Source organism: Thermomonospora echinospora (assembly GCF_900108175.1).
Taxonomy (GTDB): Bacteria; Actinomycetota; Actinomycetes; order Streptosporangiales; family Streptosporangiaceae; genus Thermomonospora; species Thermomonospora echinospora.
Genome location: NZ_FNVO01000001.1, coordinates 114,200 through 138,659 on the forward strand (window position 1 = coordinate 114,200; position 24,460 = coordinate 138,659).

The window sequence follows — 24,460 nt, forward strand, 5'->3', positions numbered from 1 at the left end:
TGGCGCACCCTCACCGGTCGTGTCGACGCAGGGCCGGGGGAGCGGAGCCGCAGCCTGGCGAACTACGGCGGGTTCCGCGGCCCACGGCATCGCACCCCCGGCCCTGCACTTCCCGTCCACGCACCGACCAGGGGGCGGCCGGCGTGCAGAGCAATCCAGGGTCGCCGCACAGTGACCTGACCCTCGCCGCCCGGCCCGGCGCGGCCCGGCAGGCGCGCCGGCACGTCGCGCGGGTCCTGCCGGGCTGGGGGATGGCGGGGCTCGCCGACACCGCCGAGCTGCTGGCCTCCGAACTGGTCACCAACGCGGTCCGGGCCACCGCCGCGCTCGTGGCCGCCGCCCCGGGCGAGGATCGGCCGCCCGTGGTCCCGCCCGACCGGCTTGGAACGATCCGACTCCGCCTGTCACGGCCCGGGGGACGGCTGCGCATCGAGGTCTGGGACGCCGACGGCCGCCCGCCCGTCCCCCGGGCGGCCGACGCCGACGCCGAGGGCGGCCGGGGGCTGCTGCTGGTGGCGGCGTTGAGCGCCGGCTGGGGCTGGCATCCCGCCCGCGACGGGGGGAAGGTCGTGTGGTGCGAGCCGGCCGGTCCGTAGGATCGCGGTCATGAACGTAGTGATCGCCGGAGGCCATGGGAAGATCGCGCTGCGGCTGGCCAGGGTGCTGTCGGCCGGGGGCGTTCAGGTGACGGGCCTCATCCGCAATCCGGACCACGCCGACGACGTCCGCCGGGCGGGCGCGCGGCCCGAGGTGTGCGACCTGGAGCACGCCTCGGTGGAGGAGGTCGCGGCCCTGCTGGAGGGCGCCGACGCGGCCGTCTTCGCCGCCGGGGCGGGCCCCGGCAGCGGCGCCGCCCGCAAGGACACCGTGGACCGCGCCGCCTCGGCGCTGCTGGCCGACGCCGCCGAACGGGCGGGCGTGCGCCGCTTCCTGCAGATCTCCTCGATGGGCGCCGGGAGGCCGCCGCGGCCCGGCACCGACGAGGCCTGGGCCGCCTACGTCAGGGCCAAGGGGGAGGCCGAGGACGACCTGCGCGCCCGCGACCTGGACTGGGTGATCGTACGCCCCGGGCTGCTCACCGACGACCCCGGCACCGGCCTGGTCACGCTGGCCGAGCCCGACGTGGGCCGGGGCGAGGTGACCCGCGACGACGTGGCGGCCGTCCTGGCGGCGCTGCTGGACGCCTCCGGGGTGAACCGCCGCACCCTCGACCTGGTGGGCGGCACCACCCCGATCGAGGAGGCCGTCGCCGCCCTCACCGCCTAGCGCGGCGCCGGGCCGGCGTGGGTCAGGACTTGCGGGCCGGGGCCCCGTCCGTGGCGTACAGGGCCTCGATCTCGGCGGCGAAGTCCTGGATCACCTTGTTCCGCTTCACCTTCAGCGACGGGGTCAGGTGCCCGCCGGCCTCGGTGAAGTCGACGTCCAGGATCCGGTACTTCTTGATCGCCTCGGCGTGGCTGACGCTCCGGTTGGCCTCGGCCACCGCGGCGTCGATGGCCGCGATCACGTCGGGGTCCTCGCGTAGCCGCTCGACGGTCAGGTCGGCGGGCTTGCCGTTGGCCTGCGCCCACGGGCCGACGGCCTCCTCGTCCAGCGTGATCAGCGCGCTGATGAACTTGCGGCCGTCGCCGACCACCAGGCACTGGCTGACCAGCGGGTGGGCGCGCAGCCGGTCCTCCAGCGGGGCGGGCGCCACGTTCTTGCCGGCCGCGGTCACCAGGATCTCCTTCTTGCGGCCGGTGATCTTCAGGAAGCCGTCGGAGTCCAGCGCGCCGAGGTCGCCGGTGTGGAACCAGCCCTCGTCGAGGGCCTCCTTGGTGGCCGCCTCGTTGCCCCAGTAGCCGCGCAGCACGTTGATGCCCTTGACCAGCACCTCGCCGTCCTCGGCGATCCGCACGGTGACGCCGGGGATGGGCTGGCCGACGGTGCCGACGCGCAGGGCGCTGGGCCGGTTGACGGTGGCCGGGGCGGTGGTCTCGGTCAGCCCGTACCCCTCCAGGATCACGATGCCGACCCCGCGGAAGAAGTGGCCGAGCCGCTCGCCGAGCGCTGCGCCGCCGGACACCGCGTACTTGACCTGGCCGCCGACCGCGGCGCGCAGCTTGCCGTACACCAGCCGGTCGAACACCCAGTGCCTGACCTTCAGGGCCGTGCCCGGCCCGCCGGGGGCGTCCAGGGCCTTGCTGTAGGCGATGGCGGTGTCGGCGGCGGCATGGAAGATCTTCCCCTTGCCCTCGGCGGTGGCCTTCTGCTCGGCGCCGTTGTAGACCTTCTCGAACACCCGGGGCACCGCGAGCAGGAACGTGGGCCGGAAGGAGGCCAGGTCGGGCAGCAGGCTGGGGATGTCGCTGTGGCCGAGGACGATCCCGGCCTCGATGGTGGCCACCTGGATCAGCCGGGCGAACACGTGCGCCAGCGGCAGGAACAGCAGTGTCGAGGCGCCGTCCATGGCGACCTCGCTCAGCGCGCCCTGGATGGAGTTGCGGGAGGTCTCCACGAAGTTGGCGTGGGTGAGCTCGCAGCCCTTCGGGCGCCCGGTGGTGCCGGAGGTGTAGACGAGGGTGGCGGTGTCGGTGCCCGTCCGGGAGGTGCGGCGCTCGCGGAACGTCTCGTCGGAGACCTCCGCGCCCAGGGCCGTCAGCTCCGCCACGGCGCCGGCGTCGATGCCCCATACGTGCGCCAGTCCCGGGAGTTGGTCGCGGACCTGCGCTACGACGTCCAGGTGGTCGTCGTTCTCGGCGAACATGGCCTTGGCGCCGGAGTCGGAGACGATCCACTCGACCTGCTCGGCCGAGGAGGTCTCGTAGATGGGAACGGTGACGCCGCCGGCCGCCCACACGGCGTAGTCCAGCAGCGTCCACTCGTAGCGGGTGCGGGACATCAGGGCGACCCGGTCGCCCGGCTCGACGCCCGCGGCGATGAGGCCCTTGGCCACGGCGGTGACCTCGTCGGCGAACTCGACGGCGGTGACCGAGCTCCAGGCGTCGCCGGACCCACCGGCCTTGCGGCGCAGGACGATCCGGCCCGGCTCGCTGTCGGCGCGGGAGAAAAGCGCGTCGGTCAGATTGGTGGAGCCGGGCACCTCCACCATGGTGGGGACGCTGAACTCGCGCACGGTCACTCCTCCATTGAGCGCGGTAGACGGCCTGGACGACCTGGTTGGACTCGAAGGGACGGTACCGCTTCCGGCTACTGGTGGGTAGCTCCCGCCGGGAGAAGCCGTTCACGATCACGTCACATGTCCGTCTCACAGGGTATGCGGTCGGCCCTCGGCGCCGGCCCGTGCGCGGCCGTCGTCTCCCCTACGCTGGACGGCACACCCATCGCAGGGGCCGCACGAGGAGGCGCCATGGCGCTGCTCGAAGTGATCGCACTGGACGCCGCCGACGCGCAGGCCGCCGAGGAGGGCGGGGCCGACCGCATCGAGGTCGTGGCCGACATGGCCGCCGACGGCCTGACCCCTGACCCGGAGGCGGTCGCTCGGATGCGCCGGGCCACCTCGCTGCCCATGCGGGCGATGCTGCGGGCCAACCCCGGCTTCCGCACCACGCCGCCGGAGCTGGACCGGCTGCGGCGCGCCGCCGGGGACCTGCGCGAGGCCGGCGTGGACGGCTTCGTCTTCGGCTTTCTGGACCAGGCCAGGAACGTGGACTTGGCCGCCACCGGCAAGCTCGCCGCGCTCGTGGCCCCGCTGCCGTGGACGTTCCACCGCGCGCTGGACCACGCCGCCGACGCCGACCGGGCATGGCGGGCGGTCCGTGAGCTCGGCGGCACCCTGGACACGGCGCTGACCGCGGGGTCGGCGCGCGGTGTGGACGCCGGGGTGGACGTGCTGGTGCGCCGGGCGGCGGGCGACCCGGCCGCGGCGCGGATGATCATGGCCGGCGGTGGGCTGCGGCGCAAGCACGTGGCGGTGCTCGCCGCCGCCGGCGTCGGCGCCTTCCACGTCGGTGGCGCGGTCCGCCCGGACGGGTCCTGGGACGCGCCGGTGGAGGCCGGTCTCGTCCGCGAGTGGCGTGCCCTGGTCTCCGCCGCCGTGGGCTGAGCCCCGAGCCGAACGGACAAAAGGGCCTTATTGTCTGTTCATGCGGATCCATGTGGTGAGCGACGTCCACGGCAATGTGGAGGCGCTCGGGCGGGCCGGCGAGGGCGCGGACGTGTTTATCTGCCTGGGCGATCTGATCCTGTTCATCGACTACTCCGACCACGGCCAGGGCATCTTCGCCGAACTGTTCGGGCAGGACAACGCCGATCGCTTCATCGCGCTGCGCACCGAGAAGCGGTTCGAGGAGGCGCGGGAGTTCTCCCGGGGCCTGTGGGACTCGCTGGAGGGTGGCGCCTGGCCGCACATCGAACGCGCTGTTCGCCGCCAGTACGCCGACCTGTTCGCCGCCATGCCGCAGCCGGCCTACCTGACCTATGGCAACGTCGACGTCCCGCAGATGTGGGGCGACTACGTACGCGAAGGCCACCGGGTGCTGGACGGGGAGGTCGCCGAGATCGGCGGCCTGCGGTTCGGGTTCGTCGGCGGCGGGCTGCGCACCGTCTACCGCACCCCCAACGAGATCGACGATGAGGAGTACGCCGCCAAGGTCGCCGCGCTGGGGGAGGTGGACGTGCTGTGCTGCCACATCCCGCCGGCCGTCCCCGACCTGCTGTACGACACCGTCGCGCGCCGGTTCGAGCGGGGCAGCGAGGCGGTGCTGGAGGCGATCCACCGCACGCAGCCGCGGTACGTGCTGTTCGGCCACGTACACCAGCCGCTGGCAAAGCGGATGCGGATCGGCCGTACCGAATGTGTCAACGTGGGGCACTTCCGGGCCGGCGGCGTCCCGTACGTGCTGGATCTTTGAAGATACTGATCACGGACGGCCCGGCACCGGGCCCGCGGCGGACGTGCAGGGCGTAAGGGCGTTAAGGCGTGAAGGGAAGGCATCCGATGGCGGACCGCGCGAGTTCTTCCATCACCATCAGGGCGGACCGGGACGAGATCATGGCGGTCATCGCCGATCTGCCGTCCTACCCCGAGTGGGCCGGTGGGATCCGCGACGTCGAGGTGCTGGAGACCGGGCCGGACGGGCGCCCGGCCCGGGCCCGGCTGACGATCGACGCCGGCCCGATCAAGGACACCTACGGGCTGGCCTACACCTGGGACCCCGACGGCGACGGGGTGCACTGGGAGCTGGTGGAGAAGGGCAACGTGGTCTCCGCGCTGCACGGCTCCTACCGGCTGGCCGGCGCCGGGCAGCACACCGAGGTCACCTACGAGCTGGCGGTGGACGTCCGGGTGCCGATGATCGGGCTGGTCAAGCGCAAGGGCGAGAAGATGATCATCGATTCGGCGCTGAAGGGGCTCAAGCGGTACGTCGAGCGCTGAGTGACACCTTCGTCACCGGTATCGGGGCGATACGGTGTCTGACCGATGACGGATGGATGATGTTCTCATGACGGACCGGTCGGACCAGTCGGACGACGTCCTCGACGAGGCCGCCGGGCTGCTGGACGGCCTGCGCCGGTGGATGCGGGCCCCCGGCGGCGAGCGGACTGGGGACGTCTGGGAGCGGGCCGTCGGACAGGACTCCCCGCACATCGCCGTCGAATGCCGCTACTGTCCCCTGTGCCGCGCCATGGCGGCCGCCCGGGCGTCCGGCGGTGACGTCGAGGGCCGTCTGCTGGAGGCCGCTAGGTCGCTGCTGGCGGCGGCCGGGGACTTCCTGGACGGTTTGGAGCGGTCCCGTCCGCCGTGCACCGGCACCGGGCGGGAGGGCCCCGACGGGGATTCCGCCGACATCCGACGAGCTGAGGGATCCTGAGGAGGAGACGTTCATGGCGCTGACCATCGGCGTGGACGTGGGAGGCACGAAGGTCGCGGCCGGCGTGGTCGACGACGGCGGGCGGATCCTGGAACAGGTGCGCAGGCCCACCCCCTCCACCGATCCCCGGCAGACCGCCGAGGTCATCGCCGAGGTGGTCGACCTGCTGAAGGGCAAGTACGAGCAGGTCGAGGCGGTCGGGCTGGGCGCGGCCGGCTTCGTTGACGAGGCCCGCGCCACCGTGCTGTTCGCCCCCAACCTGGCCTGGCGGGACGAGCCGATCAAGGACAAGGTCGAGGAACTGGTCGGGATGCCGGTGGTGGTGGAGAACGACGCCAACGCCACCGCCTGGGGGGAGTTCCGGTTCGGCGCCGGGCGCGGCGAGCGGTTCCTGGTGCTGGTCGCCCTGGGCACCGGCATCGGCGGCGGCATCGTGGTGGACGGCGAGTTGTACCGGGGCCGGTTCGGGCTGGCCGGCGAGATCGGCCACCTGCGGATGGTGCCCGATGGCCGCCGCTGCGGCTGCGGCAACCGCGGCTGCTGGGAGCAGTACGCCAGCGGCAACGCCCTCGTCCACGAGGCCCGCGAACTGGCCCGGGTCGCCCCGCTGATGGCCGCCCGGCTGCTGGAGCTGGGCGACGGCACCCCCGAGGGCGTCGGCGGCCTGGAGATCACCCAGGCGGCCCGTGAGGGCGACCGGGCCGCGCTGGAGTGCTTCGGCACCGTGGCGGCGTGGGCCGGGCAGGGGCTGGCCGACCTGGCCGCGATCCTGGACCCGGGCGCGTTCATCATCGGGGGCGGGCTGTCGGACGCCGGCGACCTGCTGCTGGAGCCCGTCCGCGCCGCGTTCGAGGCCGCGGTGACCGGGCGTGGCTACCGCAGGCTGCCCGAGGTCCGGATCGCCGAACTCGGCTCGGCCGCGGGCATCGTGGGCGCCGCCGACCTGGCCCGCCAGCGCTGACCGCCCCGCGGTGACGACGGTACGGGCGCTCAGCTACAACATCAGGTCCCTGCGGGACGACCGGGCCGCGCTGATGCGGGTCATCCGGGCCTGCGACGCCGACCTGGTGTGCCTGCAGGAGGCGCCGCGCCTGCTGAACTGGCGCGCCCGCCGGCGGGCCCTGGCCGCCCGGACCGGGCTGACGCCGGCCGCCGGCCGCCGCCCCGCCGGGCTGGCGGTGCTGGCCGGGCCGCGCGCCCGTCGCGTCCATGCCGAGTACCACTTGCTCACCCGGATACCCGGGCTGCACCGCCGGGGCCTGGCCCTGGCGGTGCTGGAGATCGACGGCGCCCGGGTGATCGCCGCCTGCACCCATCTGGACCTGGCCGAGGACGCCCGGCGCACCCACACCGCCGAGGTGATCGGCCTGCTGGAACGGGCCCGCCGCAGATTTCAGGCCCCGGTGGTGCTCGGCGGCGACATCAACGAGGAGCCCGGCGGGCCGTCCTGGGACCTGCTGACCAGCGTGTTCACCGACGCCTACGCCGCCGCCCCGCGCGGCCCCGCCCCCACCTTCTCCGCTCGCCGCCCTCGCAGGCGGATCGACGCCATCTTCACCGACCCCGGCATCGAGGTCATCGGCTGCGGCGTCCCCTCCGACGCCGCCCCACCCGCCGATTACACCCGGGCCACCGACCACCTGCCGGTCCTCGCCGACCTGAGACTCCCGAACGAACCACAGAACTAGCCGACGGCGCTGTCGTCGGTGTCGTGAGGGTCGTCGCTCGTGCGCGGGACCAGGGTGGCGGAGCTGCTGGTGGGTGGGTGCGGCGACCGCTTGGGGGTTAGACGACGGCGCTGTCGTCGGTGTCGTGAGGGTCGTCGCTCGTGCGCGGGACCAGGGTGGCGGAGCCGCTGGTGGGTGGGTGCGGCGATCGCCTGGGGTTAGACGACGGCGCCGTCGTCGGTGTCGTGGGGGTCGTCGCCCATGCGCAGGACCAAGGTGACGAAGCCGCCGATGAACGCGGCGACCGCCAGGAACGCCGCCCAGCCGGGGACGCTCCAGCCGAGGATCACCGTGACCAGCAGGTAGAGGGGGCCGCCGACCAGACAGAGCCAGGCGGTCTTGGTGATCGGGTCGGTGCTGGGCAGCGGCGGGGGCGGCGGCGGGACGTAGTGGCCCTCGTCGTCGGGGGGCGGCGGCTCCGGGTCGTCGGCGGGCTTGATCACCCGGGAGATCGGCAGCAGCCCGGCGCGGTCCTCGCCCTCGTCGGCCGGCCCGGGCTGTGCGCGTCCGGCCGGCGGCTCGTCGATGTTCTCCTGCTCGGGCCACGGGGTCTCGCCGTCGGCGGGCACGGTGTCGAAGCCGGCGACGATCTCGGCCCAGATGGCGTCCTCGTCGCGTTCGGCGGTGGTGCCGGCGACCGAGTCGGCGGGACGGGGTTCGGCCCGGCCGCGCGGCGACGGGTCGACGGCGCCCGGGTCCGCCGGGCCGGAGTCGGGGTCGGGGCCGTCGGCCGGATCGCCGTCGGCGGCCCGCAACCGGGTCAGGTGGGTGTGCAGGATGCCCTCGGCGGCCGACTGCATCGCGGTGTCGACGTAGAGGCGGTCCAGCGAGTCGCCGTCCGTCCCGGTGATGCGCGGGCCCGTCTCGTCGGGGTCGGGGGTAGGGGTCACGTAGGCGGCGACCCCGGCCTCCCGCAGCGCTTCCAGCATGGTGTCGGCCAGGTGGGGGGCCAGATCTATCAGCGGAGCGTACGAGTCGGCGTCCAGTCCATTGCCACGGCGCTTCACGGGGCCGGCTCCTTCGACGACTCAGGCGTGACCGACGGCACCGGCATGACGGCCTCCGCTCCCCAATCACGTGACTCCCCAAGGTACCCGCCGCGCCACCCGGCCGGGCCCCGGAAGTGCACTCCCGCGTGGGTTCTACGGTATTCGTTCGGCGGCGTTGGGCAAGACGGCAATGCCCCATTGTGTGCGACTTCCACGACGAACGCGCCGGCCGGCCGCGCCTTGCCGGGCGTTGCCGCCCCGGTGGTGTGGGCATGGGTGTCCGGAGATGGGAAGATGACCCATCATCATCGCCGCGTCGCGGTGCGGCGGGGCGTGGTGAGACAAGACGAGCGGGGGCCGCGGGCACGGCGCGGCCGAGGAAGGTGTCGGCATGTTCTGGTTCTGGGTGCTGCTCCGGATCGTCCTCTCACCGATCATGTACCTGCTGTGGCGGCCGCGGAACTCCGGCATGGAGAACGTGCCGAAGTCGGGTGCGGCGCTGCTGGTCAGCAACCACCAGTCGTTCGCCGACCACTTCTTCGGGCCGCTGCCGCTGCGCCGCCGGATCTTCTTCATCGGCAAGGCCGAGTACTTCTCCGGCCGTGGCCTCAAGGGGCTGGTCAGCAAGGCGTTCTTCACCGGGGTGGGCGTGGTGCCGGTGGACCGTACCGGCGGCAAGGCCAGTGAGGCCGCGTTGCAGACCGGGCTGCGCATCCTGGCGGAGGGCAAGCTGCTGGGGATCTATCCCGAGGGCACCCGGGCGCCCGACAACCGGCTCTACAGGGGCAAGACCGGGGTGGCCCGGCTGGCGCTGCAGTCGCGGGTGCCGGTCATCCCGATGGCGATGCTCAACACCTTCGAGCTGATGCCGTCCGGCCAGCCCTACCCCCGGCTCGGCGTGCGGCCCGGGGTGCGCTTCGGCCGGCCGATGGACTTCTCCCGCTACTACGGCATGGAGGACGACCGGGAGGTCCTGCGCAAGGTCACCGACGAGATCATGCAGGCCATCCGGGAGCTGTCCGGCCAGGAGTACGTCGACCGCTACGCCGCGGAGGTCAAGGCGGAGATGGCGGGCAAGGCCCCGCGCCCGGTCGACGACGACGAGTGAGCCGCGCCGGGTCCCGCCGGGCCGCGCCGGACCCGCTGGGCTTCGAGGTCCCGCTGTGGCGGGCGATCGCGGTCTTCCGGGCCGTCGCGCTGGGGTACGCCGGCGCCCTCATCCTGAGCAACGCCGACGAGTACCGCAGCCGGGCCGGCGGCTGGGCGGTGCTCGCCGTCATGGCGCTGTGGACGGCGTACGCGAGCTACGCCTACGCCGAGCCGGCCCGGCGCCGCCTGCCGCTGCTGGCCGCGGATCTGGCGGTGGCCGCCGGCTGCCTGCTCGCCACCGCCTGGGTGGAGCGTCCGGAACGGATCGCCGAGGGGGCGCCCACGCTGCCGCTGGCCTGGGTGGCGGCCTCGGTGCTGGCCTGGGGCGTCTCCGGCGGCAAACGGCTGGGCCTGCTGGCCGCCACGCTGATCGGCATCGCCGGGATCACCGTGCACGGCGTCTCCGGGCGCGGGTTCGTGCCGAGCCACGCCACCTTCAACGGCGTCGTGCTGGTGCTGATGGCCGGGTTCGTGGCCGGGCACGTCGCCAGGCTCGGCGCCAAGGCCGAGGCCCGGCTCGCCCGGGCGGTCGAGCTGGAGGCGGCCACCCGCGAGCGGGAACGGCTGGCCCGCGACATCCACGACTCGGTCCTGCAGGTGCTCACGCTGGTCCAGCGGCGTGCCGAACGCATGCGCGGGGAGCTGTCGGACCTGTCCCGGCGCGCGGCCGAGTCCCAGGCGGCGCCCGGCTCTGCGGAACGGCCGGATCGCGACCGCGATCCGGCGCCGCAGGTGCTGGCCCTGGTCCGGCGGCGCGGCGAAGAGCTGGGCGGGGAGGCCGCCGAGCTGGGACGGCTGGCCGGCGAGCAGGAGGCGGCGCTGCGCGCCCTGATCGGCCTCACACCCGAGGCCGCCGAATCCGGCGGCGGCACCGACCTCGACCTGCGCGCGCTGCTGGCCGCCCGCTCGTCCACGACGGTCACCGTGTCCACGCCGGCCACGCCGGTCCGGCTGCCCGCCCCCGCGGCCCGGGAGATCGACGCCGCGGTGGGCGCCGCCCTGGACAACGTGCGCCGTCACTGCGACCCCGGCGCGCGCGCCTGGGTGCTGCTGGAGGACGGTCCGGGCGAGGTCACGGTGAGCGTCCGCGACGACGGGCCCGGCATGCCCGCCGGCCGTCTCGCCGAGGCCGCGGCCGGCGGACGGCTGGGGATCGCCCAGTCGATCAAGGGCCGGATCCGTGATCTGGGCGGCCGGGTATCGGTGATCTCGGCCCCCGGAGAGGGCACCGAGATCGAGATGACCGTGCCGCTGCCCTGAAATCCCGGTTTACGGCGGCTTAACGGGACGGCGCCCATGATGGGCCTGCCGAACCGATGCCGAGGGAGAACCATGCCCGACGAAGACGACAAGCGCGTCGCCGGACCCGACTCCGGCGAGCCCCGGCAGGGGCCGCCCGCCGGGCCCCCGCAGCCCCCGCCCGCGGCCCCGGCACCGTCCGCCGGACCGGCTTCGGCCGCCCCGGGCCCCGCCGGTCAACCGCACCCTCCGGGCCAGGCGTCCCCCGCCGCCCCGCCCCCGCAGCCGGGCCAGGCGCCGCCGGGCGCACCGGCACCGGAGCAACCCGCGGCGGCCTTCCATGCGCCGCCTCCCCCTCCCGGCGGAGGCAAGTGGCGCGGGCAGGCCCGGGAGTGGGGACGCAGCCGGCCCCTGCAACTGCTGGCGGCCGGAGTCGCCGGCGCGATCATCGGCGGCGGCGCCGTCGGCCTGCTGGACCTCCTGGACGACCGTGGCGACGAGCACCATGTGCGGATGATCGACCGTGGCGGCCCGTATGGTCCGTACGGGCCGTATGGACCGGGCTGGCGCCGGTGGGGTCCCGAGCAGGACGAGGACTGGCGTGGGCGTATGCCGCCCGAATGGCGGCTTCCCCGGCGGCTCCCGCCCACCGAGCCCCCGACCGCCCCCGCACCCTCGCCCACCCCGACGAACTGATCGGAACGAACCGGCCGGGGTGAGCCGACTCGGCGGGAACGCCCCGGACTGCGGTCCGCCGGCCCGGCAGGACGCCGCCGGCCGGTTTGTTCGGAAGGAACGTCCTGGACTGCGGTCCGCTGTCCGGCAGGACGCCGCCGCCCGGCCGGTCTGTCCGGCGGGTTCGTCCGGTGGTGCGGCCGGGCGGTTGTTCAGTGGGGGTCGGGGGTCTGGTCTCGGGCCGCTTCCGTGGGAGTCTCCGGCGGGATGCCGGGCGCCTGTCCGTTCAGGACCGGGGGCAGGGTGAGCTGTACCTTGCCGCGGTCGCGGTGGGCGGCCAGCGCGCTGCGGTGGTAGGCCTCGACCTGGTGGGCGAAGTCGTCGTCGGCGTAGATCCGCCCGTCCACCAGCGGACCCCGGCGGCCCTCGATGACCGCCGCGATGTCCTCGCCCTGGAGGGTCTTGTGGGTCTCCAGGGCGTGGGCGAGGGCCAGCACCGCCCTGCGGTCGGCCTTGAGCAGCTCCTCGGCCCGGGCCAGCAGTGCGCCGAGCTGGTCCTCGATGCGGTCGGCGAGCTGCCGGCGCATCTCCTGCTCGGCCTCCTTGGCGCCCTTGCCGCCGCCCGGGGCGCCCATGCCGAGCTGAGTGCTGACGGCATGGGAGGACACCGTGGAGCCCATGCCCCAGTAGCCCTCCATCAGCGAGGCCACCCGGGTGGCGGCCTCCAGATCCCCGGAGACTCCTGAGGAGCTGTCGCCGCCGAAGAACATCCGCTCGCCGGCCAGCGAGGCGAGCGAGACCAGGATGTCGGCCTCGTACTCGCTGCGCCACTGGGTGAACTGGTCCTCGGCCGGGATACTGGCGACCATCCCCAGGTACTCCGCGCCCTTCTCGATGGTGGCAATGTCGATCTCCAGATGGCGGCGCACCCGGTAGGCGACGACCGCGTGGCAGGCCTCGTGCACCGCCGTGGCGTGCCGTTCCCGCTCGTGGTACTCCACGCCCTCGGGCGGGCCGAGGCTCTTGAGCTGCTTGGCCCGCATCACGTCCGCCCAGGTGATCACCTCGCGGTCGTCCCGGGTGGCGATGATCAGCGCCTCGTTGACCAGGTCCTTGATGGTCGCCCCGGTGGCGTACGGGGTGATGGTGGCCAGCTTGTCGACTTGTTCGGGGGTGAGCTCGTGCCGCACCTTGGCGAAGTAGCCCTCGTAGGTGCGGACCCGGCCGGCCTTGGCGGGGTAGCCGACCTTGTAGATGCGGTCGATGCGGCCGGGCCGCAGCAGCGCCTCGTCCAGGGCCTGCGGCATGTTCGTGGCCATCATGACCAGGATCCGGTACTTGGGCGGCGGCTTGGGCTTCATGCCCAGCAGCCGCCGCACGTACCGGTTGACGATCCCGCGCGGCTTCTTCAGCCCCGACAGCTCGGTGAGGAGCGCCTGCAGGGTGCCCATGTCGCCGCCCCCGCCGCCCATGCCGCCCATGAAGAACCGGTCACGGCGGACGCCGGGCTCGGCGGCCGGTGTCATGCCGTCCAGGACCAGCTGCCGGCGCGCGTCCGGCGACAGGTACGACAGGCCGTGGCAGCCGGCGGCCTGGAATGCCGCCGGCGGCCCGGAGCCGGCGGGACGGCCGCCCGGCCCGACCTGGGCGAGGGCTCCCCGGCGGCCGAGGGAGTCGGCCTCGTCGAAGAACACGATGACCCCGCCGTACCGCAGCGCCAGCTTGCGCAGCTTGCGGAACAGCGACTTGACCTTCAGCACCCCGACGCCCATGAACATCTGGACGAACGCGCCGGGATCGACGAACACGTACGGCTTGCCGGTTTCGCCCGCCACCGCCTCGGCCATCAGCGTCTTGCCGGTGCCGGGCGGCCCCCACAGCAGGATGCCGCCGGGCACGTAGCCGCCCCGCTCCTCGATCTCCCGCGGCCGTTCCAGGAAGACGATGTTCTCCTTGACCCGCTCGACCACGTGGTCCTGGCCCCACACGTCGTCGAAGCGGGTCGTGATGTCATCGGGCATGTAGGTGTCGATCCCGCCCCGCGACAGGAACCAGAACAGGCCGACGAACTGGATGATGATCACGAAGAACAGGAACACGATCTGCAACAGGAACGGCAGCGCCTGCCACAGCAGCGCCGGGGCCTCGAACAGCGCCAGCACCGGCGAGGTGTCCAGGACCTTGCCGGTCACCACCGCCGCGACGGCGATCCACAGCAGCCACACCGTGGCCCGCCAGACCCGGAACCGGGTCCACGGGCTGAACCGGCGGTGCGTGAACCGTTCGAACCCGCCGAACACCCGGTGCGTCCAGAACCGGTGGTAGCGCGACCACCGCTCACTGACCAGGAAGTGGACCTGCCGGACGAGTTCCAGCCCGGCGAGCACGAACACCCAGGCCGCGTCCCGGGACTGCATCCGCATCGCCTCGGTGAACGGCAGCAGCGGGTTGTCGGCCATCGCCGCCCACACCAGCACGAACCAGATCAGCGTCAGCAGCAGCAGGTACTTGACCCGGTCCCACGGCGGCAGCCTCCGCCGGGTCGGCCGCTCGGCACCGTGCGGGGTGTCGCCGGGCGGCCGCAGCCCCTCCCGCCCCTCGTCCACGACCGCCTGCGCGGTCCCCGCCGTTCCGTCCGCCACCGCCTGTGCCGGACTGGCCGTGCCGGCTTCGGCCGCCTGCGCAGAGGCGGTCGGCGTGGCCGGGGCCGCTGCGGTGAGCGGCTCCCGCGGCGCCGCTTCGCCGGGAACGTTCCCGGTGGGCGGATCCTGGGACGGGGCTCCGGGAGCCTTGTCGCCGTGTCGCTTGCGTCGCCGGAAGATCATGGGCGGATCCTCACCGTGAAGGACTCGGCGATCGAGTCGAACTCGCCCTTGCGCTCCTTGTAGCACCGTGCGGAGCAGCGCAGGACCAGGACGTACAGGCGGCCCTCATCGCTGGCGTAGGCCGTCACGTCGAAGGTCTGCAGCACCGGCAGCGGCGGTACCTGGTAGTTGTAGGCGACGCGCACGCCGCGCAGCCCGTCGCCCGGCTTGAGCGTGTCGTCGCGCAGCAGCTCGAACCCGGTGAGCAGGGCGCCGCGTTCGGCGGCCGCCGTCCGAGCCTCCTCGGTGACCGGCAGGAAGGCGTTCCGCATCAGGTTGAGCGAGACCGTCGCGTGCTGCTCGTCGGTCAGCTCGCGGACGAGGGCGTACGCGAACGGCTCGTCGCTGCCCCACCCGTACAGGTGGCTGGGATCGGGGGGGTCACCGGCGTCATAGGCGATCGACCAGCTCAGCCTGCGGTTCAGCTCGGCGGTGGCCGAATCGGGATCGGCGTCGCTGAGCACGGCCTCCAGCGCCGGCTGGTCGATCCTTTTCCATTCCGCGGGGACTTTGAAGTAAGTCCTCACCTTGGAGTTCTTGACATAAGTGTATTCGGATGCTCCGCACCCGGAAGCCGCCACCAGCAGTGCCGTGACCAGCGCGGACCGCAGTGCGACCGAGCGAGCGGCCGAACGAACGGGAGTGTCGCCCGCGCGCCTTCCTGGGATCCTCATATGCCCTCCGGAGCGTGCCGGCGACGGGAACGCCACCTCCCGTCTCCTGCGAGTATGAACGCAAATGCCTATTACGACCAGATAGCCGTCCGATAACGCGGTTATTTCGCGATCCGGGGCTGTCCTAGGGTGGCGTCCGTGGAGCGGGCGAGCGAGCAAAGCGGCAGGCCGGAGCCCCCGTCGCGGCCGGTGCGGGTGATGGTCGTCGACGACCACCCGATGTGGCGCGACGCGGTGGCCCGGGATCTGGCCGAGGCCGGCCACGAGGTCGTCGCCACGGCGGGGGAGGGCAGAGCCGCCATCCGGATCGCGGCCGCCGCCCGCCCCGAGGTGGCTGTCGTCGATCTGCAACTGCCCGACATCAGCGGGGTCGAGGTGGCCCGCGCCCTGGCCGCGCCCGGCGCGGACGGCGAGCCGGTGGTGCGGGTGCTGGTGCTGTCGGCCAGCGGGGAGCAGCAGGACGTGCTGGACGCCGTCAAGGCGGGCGCCACCGGTTACCTGCTCAAGTCCGCCGCCCGTGAGGAGTTCCTGGACGCGGTGCGCCGCACGGCCGAGGGCGATGCGGTCTTCACCCCGGGCCTGGCGGGACTGGTGCTCGGCGAGTACCGCAGGCTGGCCGCCGCGCCCCGCCACCGAGACGACGACACCCCCCGGCTGACCGAGCGCGAGACCGAGGTGCTGCGGCTGGTCGCCAAGGGGCTGACCTACAAGCAGATCGCCCAGCGGCTGGTGCTGTCGCACCGCACCGTGCAGAACCACGTCCAGAACACCCTGAACAAGCTGCAACTGCACAACCGCGTCGAACTGGTCCGGTACGCCATCGAAAAGGGCCTCGACCAGGACTGACCGGCAACCGCCGGAACTACTTCCGAACCGGATGAACCAGGATGTCCGTCCTGGCGTCCAAGAAACGGGGCCCGTCATGCAGGGCCGTGACACTGGGAGGCGCCCGTGGACGCGCTCGCTGTGGACGTGTTCGCCGGAACAGGCGACACCTGGGGGATCTCCGGACCCGACTTCCTCCTCATCTATGTCGCCGCGGCCATAGTGCTGCTCGGCGCCGCCCTGGCGGCGCGGCGGTGGGCGTGCCGGGGCCGCCCCCCGCAGGGCGACCTGGACGCCTACGAACTGGCGTACCTGGTCGGCGGGATGCGCCGGGCGGTCGCCGCCTCGGTGGCCGCGCTGCGCGCCGAGGGCGCGATCAACGTCGCCAGGAAGGGCAAGCTGCGTGACGTCCGCGAGCCGCAGACCTCACGCACCGAACTGGACCAGGCCGTCTTCGCCGAGGTACGGCACCTGGACCGGCCCGGCGTCCGCCAGATCGGCAACATGTCCAAGGTGCGGGCCGCCGCCGACCGGATCCGCGACGGGCTCGTCGCCAAGGGGCTGCTGGCCGGCCCCGCCGAACGCGCCCAGGCCCGGCTGGCCACGGTGCCACTGCTGATTCTGCTGGCGATCGGAGTGGTCCGGCTGGTGGCCGGGCTGCAGAACCACCGGCCCGTCTGGTTCCTGGTCATCGCCATGGGCGTGGTCGCGGTCGTCACCGCGGTGCTGTGGCTGAGGCAGCCCGGCCTGCTGCGCGCCGGCACCGCCGCCCTCGACGCGGCCCGCGCCCGCAACGCGCATCTCAACCCGACGGTGCGCCCGGCCTGGACGACGTACGGGGCCGAGGGAGCGGCGTTCGGCGTGGCGCTGTTCGGCGCGGCCGCCCTGACGGGCATCGACCCGCTCTTCGCGGAGGAGGCGGAGCTGGCCAAGCAGCTGGCAGCCGGCTCCGGCGGCGGCAGCTCATCCAGCGGGGCGTCCTGTGCGGGCGCAAGCAGTTGCGGAGGCGGCGGCGGTTGCGGCGGCGGCGGTTGCGGTGGCGGCTGCGGCGGCTGACCGGGGACATGGACGAAGGAACACGGCACAGGGACGACCCGCCGCCCGGCCTGGGGGTCGGCATCGGCTGGCGGCCCGAGATCGCCGGCTTCGTGGCCGGGCTGCCCGGGCTGCGCTTCACCGAGGTGATCGCCGAGTCGGTGCACCGGGACCATCCGCCGTCCGGCCTGACGGCGTTGCGCGACCGCGGTGTCCGGATCGTCCCGCACGGGGTGCGGCTGTCGCTGGGCGGGGCCGAGCCGGTGGCGGCCGAGCGGGTGGCGCACCTGGCCGCCACCGCCGAGCTGCTGCGGGCCCCGCTGGTCAGTGAGCACGTCGCGTTCGTCCGGGCGGACGGGATGGAGGCCGGGCACCTGCTGCCGGTGCCGCGCACCAGGGCCGCCCTGGACGCGCTGACCGACAACATCCGGCGCACCTGCGCCGAGCTGCCGGTGCCGCTGGCCGTCGAGCCCATCGCGGCGCTGTTCGACTGGCCCGACGCCGAGTACGACGAGGCGGACTTCCTCACCGAGCTGCTGGAGCGCACCGACGCCCTGCTGCTGCTCGATATCGCCAACGTCCACGCCAACGCCCGCAACCGCGGCGAGGACCCGCTCGTCCTGCTCGACCGGCTGCCCCTGGAACGCGTCGCCTACTGTCATGTCGCCGGGGGCAGGCAGCACGAGGGGCTCTACCACGACACCCACACCGACCCCGTCCCGGCCGAGGTGCTGGCGCTGGTGAGGGAGCTGGCGGCCCGGCACCGCCCGCCGGGCTTCCTGCTGGAGCGCGACGGCCGCTATCCGCCCGCGGCCGACCTGCGCGCCGAGCTGGACGCCATCGCCGGCGCCGCCGGGCTGGCGGTGATCACGTGACGGGGTTCGCGCCGGACGCGGCCTCGTCGGCGCCGCAGCCGGCGGATGCGCCGGCGGGCGGGCGGGAGGAGCTGGCGGCCGCCCAGCGGGCGCTGGTGGCCGCGCTGGTGGCGGGCGGGCCGCTGCCGCCGGGCTTCGACGCCGAACGGGTCGGGGCCGCCGCCCGGGCGCTGCTGCGCAAGCGGGCCGGAGAGGTGGCGCGCGCCTGGCCCGTGCTGGCCGCCGCCTACGGGCCGCAGTGGGCGCGCGAGTTCGGACGGTGGGCCTCCGGCCGGCCGACTCGGGGCTCGTGGCGGGACGGCTGGGACTTCGCCCGCGCCCACCGCGACTCGCTGCCGCCCGCCGCCGTCTGCGAGCTGGTCCTCACCGAGGCCCGATGGGCCTACGACGGGCGGGACGACCCTCGGCCGCGGCGGTTCGGGGTGCGCCGGATCCCCGGCGGGCTGGTGCTGATCGCCTTCGGCCGGGTCAGAACGGTCCGGCGCACCCCGAACTGACGCTATGGTCTAGACCAATGGCGTGACCCGCCGAGGCGCGCCGACGCGGGCCGGATATGCGTCATGCCGTCGTGCCTGCGCTACTAGGCTGGCCAGGTGAGTTCTGGGGAGGAATACATGCGCGTCGGAGTGCTGACCGGGGGCGGGGACTGCCCCGGTCTGAACGCCGTGATCCGCGCTGTGGTGCGCAAGGGCATCCAGGTCTACGGGTACGAGTTCGTGGGCTTCCGGGCGGGCTGGCGCGGCCCGCTGGAGGGCGACACGATCGCGCTGGACGTCCAGGCCGTGCGGGGCATCCTGCCGCGCGGCGGGACGATCCTGGGATCGTCGCGGACCAACCCGATCAAGGTCGAGGGCGGCATCGAGCGGATCAAGGACAATCTGGCCGGGCTCGGCGTGGACGCGCTGATCGCCATCGGCGGCGAGGACACCCTCGGCGTGGCCAAACAGCTGCACGGGGCCGGCGTCAACGTGGTCGGCGTGCCCAAGACCATCGACAACGACCTGAACGCCACCGACTACACCTTCGGTTTCGACACGGCGGTCAACATCGCGATGGAGGCGATCGACCGGCTGCACACCACCGCCGAGAGCCACCACCGCGCGCTGATCTGCGAGGTGATGGGCCGGCACGCGGGCTGGATCGCACTGCACGCCGGCATGGCGGCCGGCGCCAACGTGATCCTGATCCCGGAGAAGCCGTTCGACATCGAGAAGGTCGTCGAGTACGTCGAGAGCCGCTTCAAGACCCGGTACGCGCCGATCATCGTGGTCGCCGAGGGCGCCCACCCGCTCGAGGGCCAGATGGCGGTGCAGACCGGCGAACTGGACGCGTTCGGGCACGTGCGCCTGGGCGGCATCGGCCAGCGGTTGGCCGACGAGATCGAGAAGCGCACCGGTAAGGAGGCTCGCTGCACCGTGCTGGGGCACATCCAGCGCGGCGGCACGCCGACCGCCTTCGACCGGGTGCTGGCCACCCGGTTCGGGCTGCAGGCCATCGACGCGGTGCACGACGGCGAGTACGGCAAGATGGTCGCCCTGTCGGGGACCGACATCGTCCGGGTGGACCTGAGCGCCGCGACCGACAGGCTCAAGACCGTCCCGGTCGAGCGCTACGAAGAGGCCGAGATCTTCTTCGGCTGACACGCTCGCACATCGGCATCGGGCTCGCGGGGCCCCGGGGAATATCCCGGGGCCCCGCGAGCCTTACCCTGTCGCGGCACCGGCCCCGCTGGGCGACACTAGAAGACGGTCCGTTCCCACGTTCTCCACAGGAGGTCCCCGCATGACCGTGCTCGACACCACGGCCGCGCAGCCCGCCGGCGGCCCGCCGGTGGCCGGCGAGCCGTGCGTGCTGATCAAGCTGGGCGAGGTCGTGCTCAAGGGCAGGAACCGCGAGCTGTTCGAACGGCGGCTGCAGAACAACGTCCGCTCCGCGGTCCGCGACATCGCCCCGGTGGAGATCTGGCGCCGGCACGGCGTGATGGTGGTGCGCATCCGCCCCACCGAGGACACTGGGGACACCGAACGGGACGCGCGCGCCGACGTCGCCACGGTGGACGCGCTGGCCCGGCGGATCAGCGACGTGATGGGCATCGTGTGGGTGCACCGCGCCTGGCGGGTCGCCAAGGACCCCGACAGCGTGGTGCGCGCCGCCCTGGACCTGATGGCCGGGCGCACCGGCGCGTTCGCCGTCCGCTCCCGCCGCCGCGACAAGCGCTTTCCGCTGACCTCCACCGAGCTCGACCGGCTGGTCGGCGCCAAGATCGTCGAAGCCTACCAACTGCCGGTGCGGCTGAAGGACCCCGAGCACACCCTGTCCGTCGAGGTCGACCGGGACGAGGTGTTCGTCTTCACCGGCGGGCTGCCCGGCCAGGGCGGGCTCCCGGTGGGCATGAGCGGCCGCGCGCTGGTGCTGATGTCGGGCGGCATCGACTCCCCGGTGGCCGCCTACCGGATGATGCGCCGCGGCCTGCGGGTGGACTACCTGCACTTCTCCGGGATGCCGTTCACCGGCCCCGAGTCGATCTACAAGGCGTACGCGCTGGTGCGCGAGCTGGACAGGTTCCAGGGCGGCTCCCGGCTGTTCGTGGTGCCGTTCGGCAAGGCCCAGCAGCAGATCAAGTCCTCCGGTGCCGACCGGCTGGCGGTCATCGCCCAGCGCCGGCTGATGCTGCGCACCGCGCAGACGCTGGCGCACCGCCTCGGCGGCGCCGCGCTGATCACCGGCGACTCCCTGGGCCAGGTCAGCAGCCAGACGCTGGCCAACATGACCGCCCTGGACGACGCGGTGGACCTGCCCATCCTGCGCCCGCTGGTCGGCATGGACAAGGTCGAGATCATGGACACCGCGCGCCGGATCAACACGCTGGCCATCTCCGAACTGCCCGACGAGGACTGCTGCACGCTGCTGGCGCCGCGCCGGGCCGAGACCCGCGCCAAGATCGAGGACCTGCGGCAGATCGACAAGCGGCTGGACGCCGACGAACTGGCCGAGCGGCTGGCCGACTCGATCACCGAGCACCGTCCCGCCTACGGCGAGGGTGGCTCCTGACCCCGCCGTGATCCTCCCGGACGCCCGCCCGGCCCCGGTCCTCGACAGGACCGGGGCCGGGCTCCGTTCACGGCGCCGCAGCCCGTCATAGGACGGGAGCGGCCGGGGGCGCGCCTCCCCTCCGCGGGGCGCCGGGTCACAGACCGCGGTCGGAGGGGCGGGGGGTCTCCGGGCCGTCCGGGCCCACCAGCACCATCCGCTCGACCCGCACGATCCGGAAGCGCCGCCCGGCCGCCACGATGCCGTTGCGGCGCTGCCCGTCCTCCATCAGGTCCGCCGCCTCGGCGTACTCGGCGAGTTCGAGCGGGTCCGGCCGCTCCACCGACGGCACCACGTGCCGGAAGTAGGTGACCAGCGAGTCTCGGGCCTCCTGCGGCAGGCCGTACAGCCGGGGTCCGGGCCGCCACAGCTGCCCGGACCGCTCGGCCACGGTGAACATCGGCGCCAGCTGCACCGGGGCCAGGAACGGCTCGGCCGGCTCGGAGCCGTGCCGCGCCGCCTCGTCCAGGTACTGGCACAACAACTCGGCGGTGACGATGTCGTCGGTGCCGCGGGTGTCCCTGGCCGGGTCGGCGATGAAGTCCGGCGGGCGGCGCGGCACCGGCCGCCCGGGGCCGGGCGGCCGCGGGTCGTGGTCGGTGGGCCGGGGCGGCTCCGGCCCGTCGGCGCCGGTCCGCATGAGCTGCTCGATCCGCACGATCCGGAACCGGCGGGCCAGCACCGACAACTCGTCGCAGGAGCCGTCCTCCAGCCGCCGTGCCGCCTCCTGGAAGTCCCGGCCCGCCGTCCGGCCGGCCACGGCCCCCCGGTTGCGCAGGTGGGCCGCCAGCAGCTCACGGGCGCCCTGGGGCAGTGGATCGCAGGGGCACACCGCCTGCCAGCCGCCCGGCACCTGCTCGGCCGGGGCGAACAGCGGCCCCGCCACCACCAGATCCGGGTAGGTGCTCAGCGAGCGGCGGGCGTCGGCCAGCATCACCGCCGCCACCGGATCCACGGCGTCCAGATCCTCCGGGAAGATCCGTCCCCCCGCATCCCCATCGCCCATAGTCATGCGCAGCATCTTCCTCGGCCCGGTCGCCTTGCGCGAGGGGTTCGGACCAGTTCGGTCGGACCAATTCGCCAGATGGGGGGCCGGCGGCGCCGCCGGCCCCCCAGGCCGCTACCGCCGTTCGGCGAGGATGAGCAGCAGCAGGCCTGCCGACAGCAGGCCCAGGCCCGCCAGCGCGACCCCGCCGAGCCGCTCGTGCAGCACCAGCAGGCCCAGCACCGCCGCCACCGCCGGCTCGGCCAGCGTCAGCGTCGTCGCCGTGGTGACCGGCGTGCCGCGCAGCCCCCGGGCGTACATCAGGTAGGCGCCGGAGGTGGTGATGACCCCCAGGTAGACGGTCACGAGCGTGCCGGAGGCGGTGAGCAGCCAGCCGGGGGAGCCGGCCACCAGCACCGGCAGCAGCAACACCGCCGCCCCGCCGAACAGCACCCCGACCACCGCCCGGTCGTCCTCGCGCCGGGTGATGAACCAGGACGCGACCGTCGCGTACACCGCGTACGTGAACCCGGACAGCAGCGCCAGCGCGACGCCGAGCGGCTCGACCCCCGCCGACCGGCCGCCGCCGACCAGAGCGGCGCAGCCGGCCACCGCACAGGCCGTCGCCGCCGCCCACCGCCAGGTGGGCCGCGGGCCGCCCGTGGCCAGGGCGATCAGCCCGGTGAACGCCGGGGCGCTGCCGATGGTGACGACGGTGCCGGTGGCGACGCCGGTACGGGCCACCGCGGCGAAGAAGGCGCTCTGATACACCGCGGCGCACACCGCGCCGAGCGCCAGCAGCCACCAGGTCCGGCGCCGCGTCAGCAGCCGCCGCAGCCCCTCCCCACGGGCCATCGTGGCAGGACGGCCTGCCACGCCGGCGGTGTCCCGGGCCAGGGCCGCCACCAGCATCAGGACGGCACCGCCCAGGACCATCCGGGCGGCCCCGACGGACACGGGGTCGGCCTCGGCGGGCGCCAGGGTGCGGACGGTGCCGGTCGTCCCCCACAGGGAGGCGGCCAGCAGGATGTACGCGCTGCCGGCCTGCCGCCGCGCGGGCACGGCGGAGCCGGTGGAATCGATGAGGCGTGTGGACACGCGAAACGCTCCTGAACTCGAATCGGAAGAAGTGATCCGGGTCCGGGGCGCGCCTGAAGAAGGGCCGGGCGTCTCAGCGCCGGGCCCTGGAGGGATGAGCCGGAATGAGCCGCGCCCCGGTCAGGAGCGAGGGGGTCCGAGCTGCGCCGTCCAGTACGCCATGATCGGTGACCCTACCAATCCCGCCGTGGCCACGCGAGGGGCCCCCGGCCTCCGCGTGACCACGGCGTCCCTCACCGGGAGGGAACGTTCCCGGTCAGTTCACGGCCAGCGGGTCGGGGGACTGGGTGAGGGCCCGGCCGAAGACCGGCGGCAGCTCGCGGACCAGCCTGGCCAGCTCCCGCAGGTCCCCGTCCACCAGCGCCTGCGGCCCGTCGCACAGCGCCGTCTCCGGGTGCGGGTGCACGTCGATGATCACGCCGTCCGCGCCCACCGCGATCGCCGCCCGGGTCAGCGGCAGCACCAGGTCGCGGCGCCCGCCCGAGTGCGACGGGTCCACGATCACCGGCAGGTGCGACAGCCGCTGCGCCACCGGCACCGCGGAGATGTCCAGGGTGTTGCGGGTGGCCTGCTCGAACGTGCGGATGCCCCGCTCGCACAGCACGATGTCGAGGTTGCCGCGCTGGGCGACGTACTCGGCCGCCATCAGCCACTCCTCGATGGTGCCGCTCATGCCGCGCTTGAGCATCACCGGCTTGCCGGACTCCCCGGCCGCCTGCAGCAGCGCGAAGTTCTGCGCGTTGCGGGTGCCGATCTGCAGCATGTCGGCGTAGGAGGCGACCAGCTCGACGTCGTGGGCGTCCACCACCTCGGTGACGACCGGCAGCCCGGTCTCCTCCCGCACGTCGGCCAGGATCCGCAGCCCCTGCTCGCCCAGCCCCTGGAAGGCGTACGGCGAGGTGCGCGGCTTGAACGCACCGCCGCGCAGCAGGGTGGCGCCGGCGGCCTTGGCCATCTGGGCGGCCTGCAGGGTCTGCTCGGGGGTCTCCACCGCGCAGGGACCGGCGATGAGGGTCATGGTGCCCGGGCCGATCGGCACGCCGCCGACCCGCACCACCGAACGCTCGGCGTGGTTCTCCCGGCTGACGAGCTTGTAGGGCACCGAGATCCGGATGACGTCGCGCACGCCGTCCATGCCCCGCAGGTTCAGCGAGCCGAACTGTTCGACGTCGCCCACCAGCCCGACGATCGTCCGGGCCACCCCACGGCTGACGAAGGCCTCTCCACCCGCCGTCTCGACGATCGACACGACGGCTGCGATATCCGCCTCGGTGGCCTCCGGCCCCATCACCACGACCATGCTCTTCTCCTCGCTGCTCACCTGTGCGGGCTTCGGTCCGAACACGAAAAAGCCCCGGGCGGTTGTGCTGCCCGGGGCTTTTCCGTGAGATCTGTCAGCGCAACGCTGGATCGACCGTCACC

Annotated in this window: 24 protein-coding genes; 17 read left to right on the forward strand and 7 right to left on the reverse strand. The window is 73.7% G+C overall.

Going from position 1 to position 24,460, the window contains the following annotated elements:
- Positions 1-143 precede the first annotated feature (143 nt).
- Together C4U03_RS00510 and C4U03_RS00515 are read left to right on the forward strand one after the other, a co-directional pair.
- On the forward strand, positions 144-596 hold the full coding sequence (locus tag C4U03_RS00510) for an ATP-binding protein (protein WP_103935594.1): 453 nt from the start codon (positions 144-146) through the stop codon (positions 594-596).
- Positions 597-606: 10 nt separating this feature from the next.
- On the forward strand, positions 607-1,266 hold the full coding sequence (locus C4U03_RS00515; RefSeq protein WP_103935595.1) for an NAD(P)H-binding protein: 660 nt from the start codon (positions 607-609) through the stop codon (positions 1,264-1,266).
- A gap of 22 nt (positions 1,267-1,288) precedes the next feature.
- Here C4U03_RS00515 and C4U03_RS00520 read toward each other — a convergent pair whose 3' ends face one another.
- Positions 1,289-3,115, reverse strand: coding sequence for an AMP-dependent synthetase/ligase (locus tag C4U03_RS00520; protein WP_407701399.1), 1,827 nt, complete (start codon positions 3,113-3,115; stop codon positions 1,289-1,291).
- Between the two features lie 234 nt (positions 3,116-3,349).
- Between C4U03_RS00520 and C4U03_RS00525 the strand changes: the two genes are divergently transcribed.
- The 6 genes from C4U03_RS00525 to C4U03_RS00550 all read left to right on the forward strand — a co-directional run bounded on the left by C4U03_RS00525 (position 3,350) and on the right by C4U03_RS00550 (position 7,501).
- A complete protein-coding gene (locus tag C4U03_RS00525; RefSeq protein WP_103935596.1) occupies positions 3,350-4,045 on the forward strand; it encodes a copper homeostasis protein CutC in 696 nt (231 codons plus the stop codon).
- Between the two features lie 40 nt (positions 4,046-4,085).
- Positions 4,086-4,853 (forward strand): metallophosphoesterase family protein, encoded by a 768-nt coding sequence (locus C4U03_RS00530; protein ID WP_103935597.1) that lies wholly within the window; start codon positions 4,086-4,088, stop codon positions 4,851-4,853.
- Positions 4,854-4,939: 86 nt separating this feature from the next.
- The gene (locus C4U03_RS00535; protein ID WP_103935598.1) at positions 4,940-5,377 is read left to right on the forward strand and encodes an SRPBCC family protein; all 438 of its coding nucleotides are present in this window, start codon (positions 4,940-4,942) and stop codon (positions 5,375-5,377) included.
- A 67-nt stretch (positions 5,378-5,444) separates the two neighbouring features.
- On the forward strand, positions 5,445-5,813 hold the full coding sequence (locus tag C4U03_RS00540; RefSeq protein WP_103935599.1) for a hypothetical protein: 369 nt from the start codon (positions 5,445-5,447) through the stop codon (positions 5,811-5,813).
- 13 nt (positions 5,814-5,826) lie between these two features.
- A complete protein-coding gene (locus C4U03_RS00545) occupies positions 5,827-6,774 on the forward strand; it encodes an ROK family glucokinase (RefSeq protein ID WP_103935600.1) in 948 nt (315 codons plus the stop codon).
- 10 nt (positions 6,775-6,784) lie between these two features.
- Positions 6,785-7,501 carry an endonuclease/exonuclease/phosphatase family protein gene (locus tag C4U03_RS00550; protein WP_103935601.1) on the forward strand — a complete coding sequence of 239 codons (717 nt, stop codon included), beginning with the start codon at positions 6,785-6,787 and terminating at the stop codon, positions 7,499-7,501.
- Between the two features lie 197 nt (positions 7,502-7,698).
- Here the strand turns inward: C4U03_RS00550 and C4U03_RS00555 are convergent, their stop codons facing one another.
- Entirely contained in the window at positions 7,699-8,547 is an 849-nt protein-coding gene (locus C4U03_RS00555) for a hypothetical protein (RefSeq protein ID WP_103935602.1), read from the reverse strand.
- 373 nt (positions 8,548-8,920) lie between these two features.
- Here C4U03_RS00555 and C4U03_RS00560 point away from each other — a divergent pair, with 373 nt between their 5' ends.
- The 3 genes from C4U03_RS00560 to C4U03_RS00570 all read left to right on the forward strand — a co-directional run bounded on the left by C4U03_RS00560 (position 8,921) and on the right by C4U03_RS00570 (position 11,613).
- On the forward strand, positions 8,921-9,637 hold the full coding sequence (locus C4U03_RS00560) for a lysophospholipid acyltransferase family protein (protein WP_103935603.1): 717 nt from the start codon (positions 8,921-8,923) through the stop codon (positions 9,635-9,637).
- Positions 9,634-10,938: an ATP-binding protein gene (locus C4U03_RS00565; protein WP_235017536.1), complete on the forward strand. Its 1,305-nt coding sequence runs from the start codon at positions 9,634-9,636 to the stop codon at positions 10,936-10,938. Before C4U03_RS00560 ends, C4U03_RS00565 begins: the two co-directional genes overlap by 4 nt.
- Before the next feature lie 72 nt (positions 10,939-11,010).
- Positions 11,011-11,613 carry a hypothetical protein gene (locus C4U03_RS00570; protein ID WP_103935604.1) on the forward strand — a complete coding sequence of 201 codons (603 nt, stop codon included), beginning with the start codon at positions 11,011-11,013 and terminating at the stop codon, positions 11,611-11,613.
- A gap of 191 nt (positions 11,614-11,804) precedes the next feature.
- Here C4U03_RS00570 and C4U03_RS00575 read toward each other — a convergent pair whose 3' ends face one another.
- Both C4U03_RS00575 and C4U03_RS00580 read right to left on the reverse strand, forming a co-directional pair.
- On the reverse strand, positions 11,805-14,417 hold the full coding sequence (locus C4U03_RS00575; protein WP_103935605.1) for an AAA family ATPase: 2,613 nt from the start codon (positions 14,415-14,417) through the stop codon (positions 11,805-11,807).
- Positions 14,414-14,983, reverse strand: a complete 570-nt coding sequence (locus C4U03_RS00580) for a DcrB/PsbP domain-containing protein (RefSeq protein ID WP_200826947.1) — start codon at positions 14,981-14,983, stop codon at positions 14,414-14,416. Before C4U03_RS00580 ends, C4U03_RS00575 begins: the two co-directional genes overlap by 4 nt.
- A gap of 345 nt (positions 14,984-15,328) precedes the next feature.
- Here C4U03_RS00580 and C4U03_RS00585 point away from each other — a divergent pair, with 345 nt between their 5' ends.
- The 6 genes from C4U03_RS00585 (at position 15,329) to thiI (ending at position 20,916) form a co-directional block, all read left to right on the forward strand.
- Positions 15,329-15,976, forward strand: a complete 648-nt coding sequence (locus C4U03_RS00585) for a response regulator (RefSeq protein WP_103936243.1) — start codon at positions 15,329-15,331, stop codon at positions 15,974-15,976.
- Between the two features lie 105 nt (positions 15,977-16,081).
- Entirely contained in the window at positions 16,082-17,011 is a 930-nt protein-coding gene (locus tag C4U03_RS00590; protein WP_103935607.1) for a TIGR04222 domain-containing membrane protein, read from the forward strand.
- 8 nt (positions 17,012-17,019) lie between these two features.
- Complete coding sequence (locus C4U03_RS00595) at positions 17,020-17,865, forward strand: DUF692 domain-containing protein (RefSeq protein ID WP_103936244.1); 846 nt, start codon at positions 17,020-17,022, stop codon at positions 17,863-17,865.
- On the forward strand, positions 17,862-18,362 hold the full coding sequence (locus C4U03_RS00600) for a hypothetical protein (RefSeq protein ID WP_103935608.1): 501 nt from the start codon (positions 17,862-17,864) through the stop codon (positions 18,360-18,362). Before C4U03_RS00595 ends, C4U03_RS00600 begins: the two co-directional genes overlap by 4 nt.
- A gap of 117 nt (positions 18,363-18,479) precedes the next feature.
- The gene (locus C4U03_RS00605; protein ID WP_103935609.1) at positions 18,480-19,505 is read left to right on the forward strand and encodes a 6-phosphofructokinase; all 1,026 of its coding nucleotides are present in this window, start codon (positions 18,480-18,482) and stop codon (positions 19,503-19,505) included.
- Between the two features lie 142 nt (positions 19,506-19,647).
- Positions 19,648-20,916, forward strand: coding sequence for a tRNA uracil 4-sulfurtransferase ThiI (thiI, locus tag C4U03_RS00610; RefSeq protein ID WP_103935610.1), 1,269 nt, complete (start codon positions 19,648-19,650; stop codon positions 20,914-20,916).
- A 136-nt stretch (positions 20,917-21,052) separates the two neighbouring features.
- On the opposite strand, the gene C4U03_RS00615 is transcribed toward thiI, so the two are convergent.
- The 3 genes from C4U03_RS00615 to aroF all read right to left on the reverse strand — a co-directional run bounded on the left by C4U03_RS00615 (position 21,053) and on the right by aroF (position 24,338).
- Positions 21,053-21,967, reverse strand: coding sequence for a DUF5954 family protein (locus tag C4U03_RS00615; protein WP_146087224.1), 915 nt, complete (start codon positions 21,965-21,967; stop codon positions 21,053-21,055).
- A gap of 108 nt (positions 21,968-22,075) precedes the next feature.
- The gene (locus C4U03_RS00620; protein ID WP_103935612.1) at positions 22,076-23,038 is read right to left on the reverse strand and encodes a DMT family transporter; all 963 of its coding nucleotides are present in this window, start codon (positions 23,036-23,038) and stop codon (positions 22,076-22,078) included.
- Positions 23,039-23,294: 256 nt separating this feature from the next.
- Positions 23,295-24,338 (reverse strand): 3-deoxy-7-phosphoheptulonate synthase, encoded by a 1,044-nt coding sequence (gene aroF, locus C4U03_RS00625; RefSeq protein ID WP_103935613.1) that lies wholly within the window; start codon positions 24,336-24,338, stop codon positions 23,295-23,297.
- Positions 24,339-24,460: the final 122 nt, after the last annotated feature.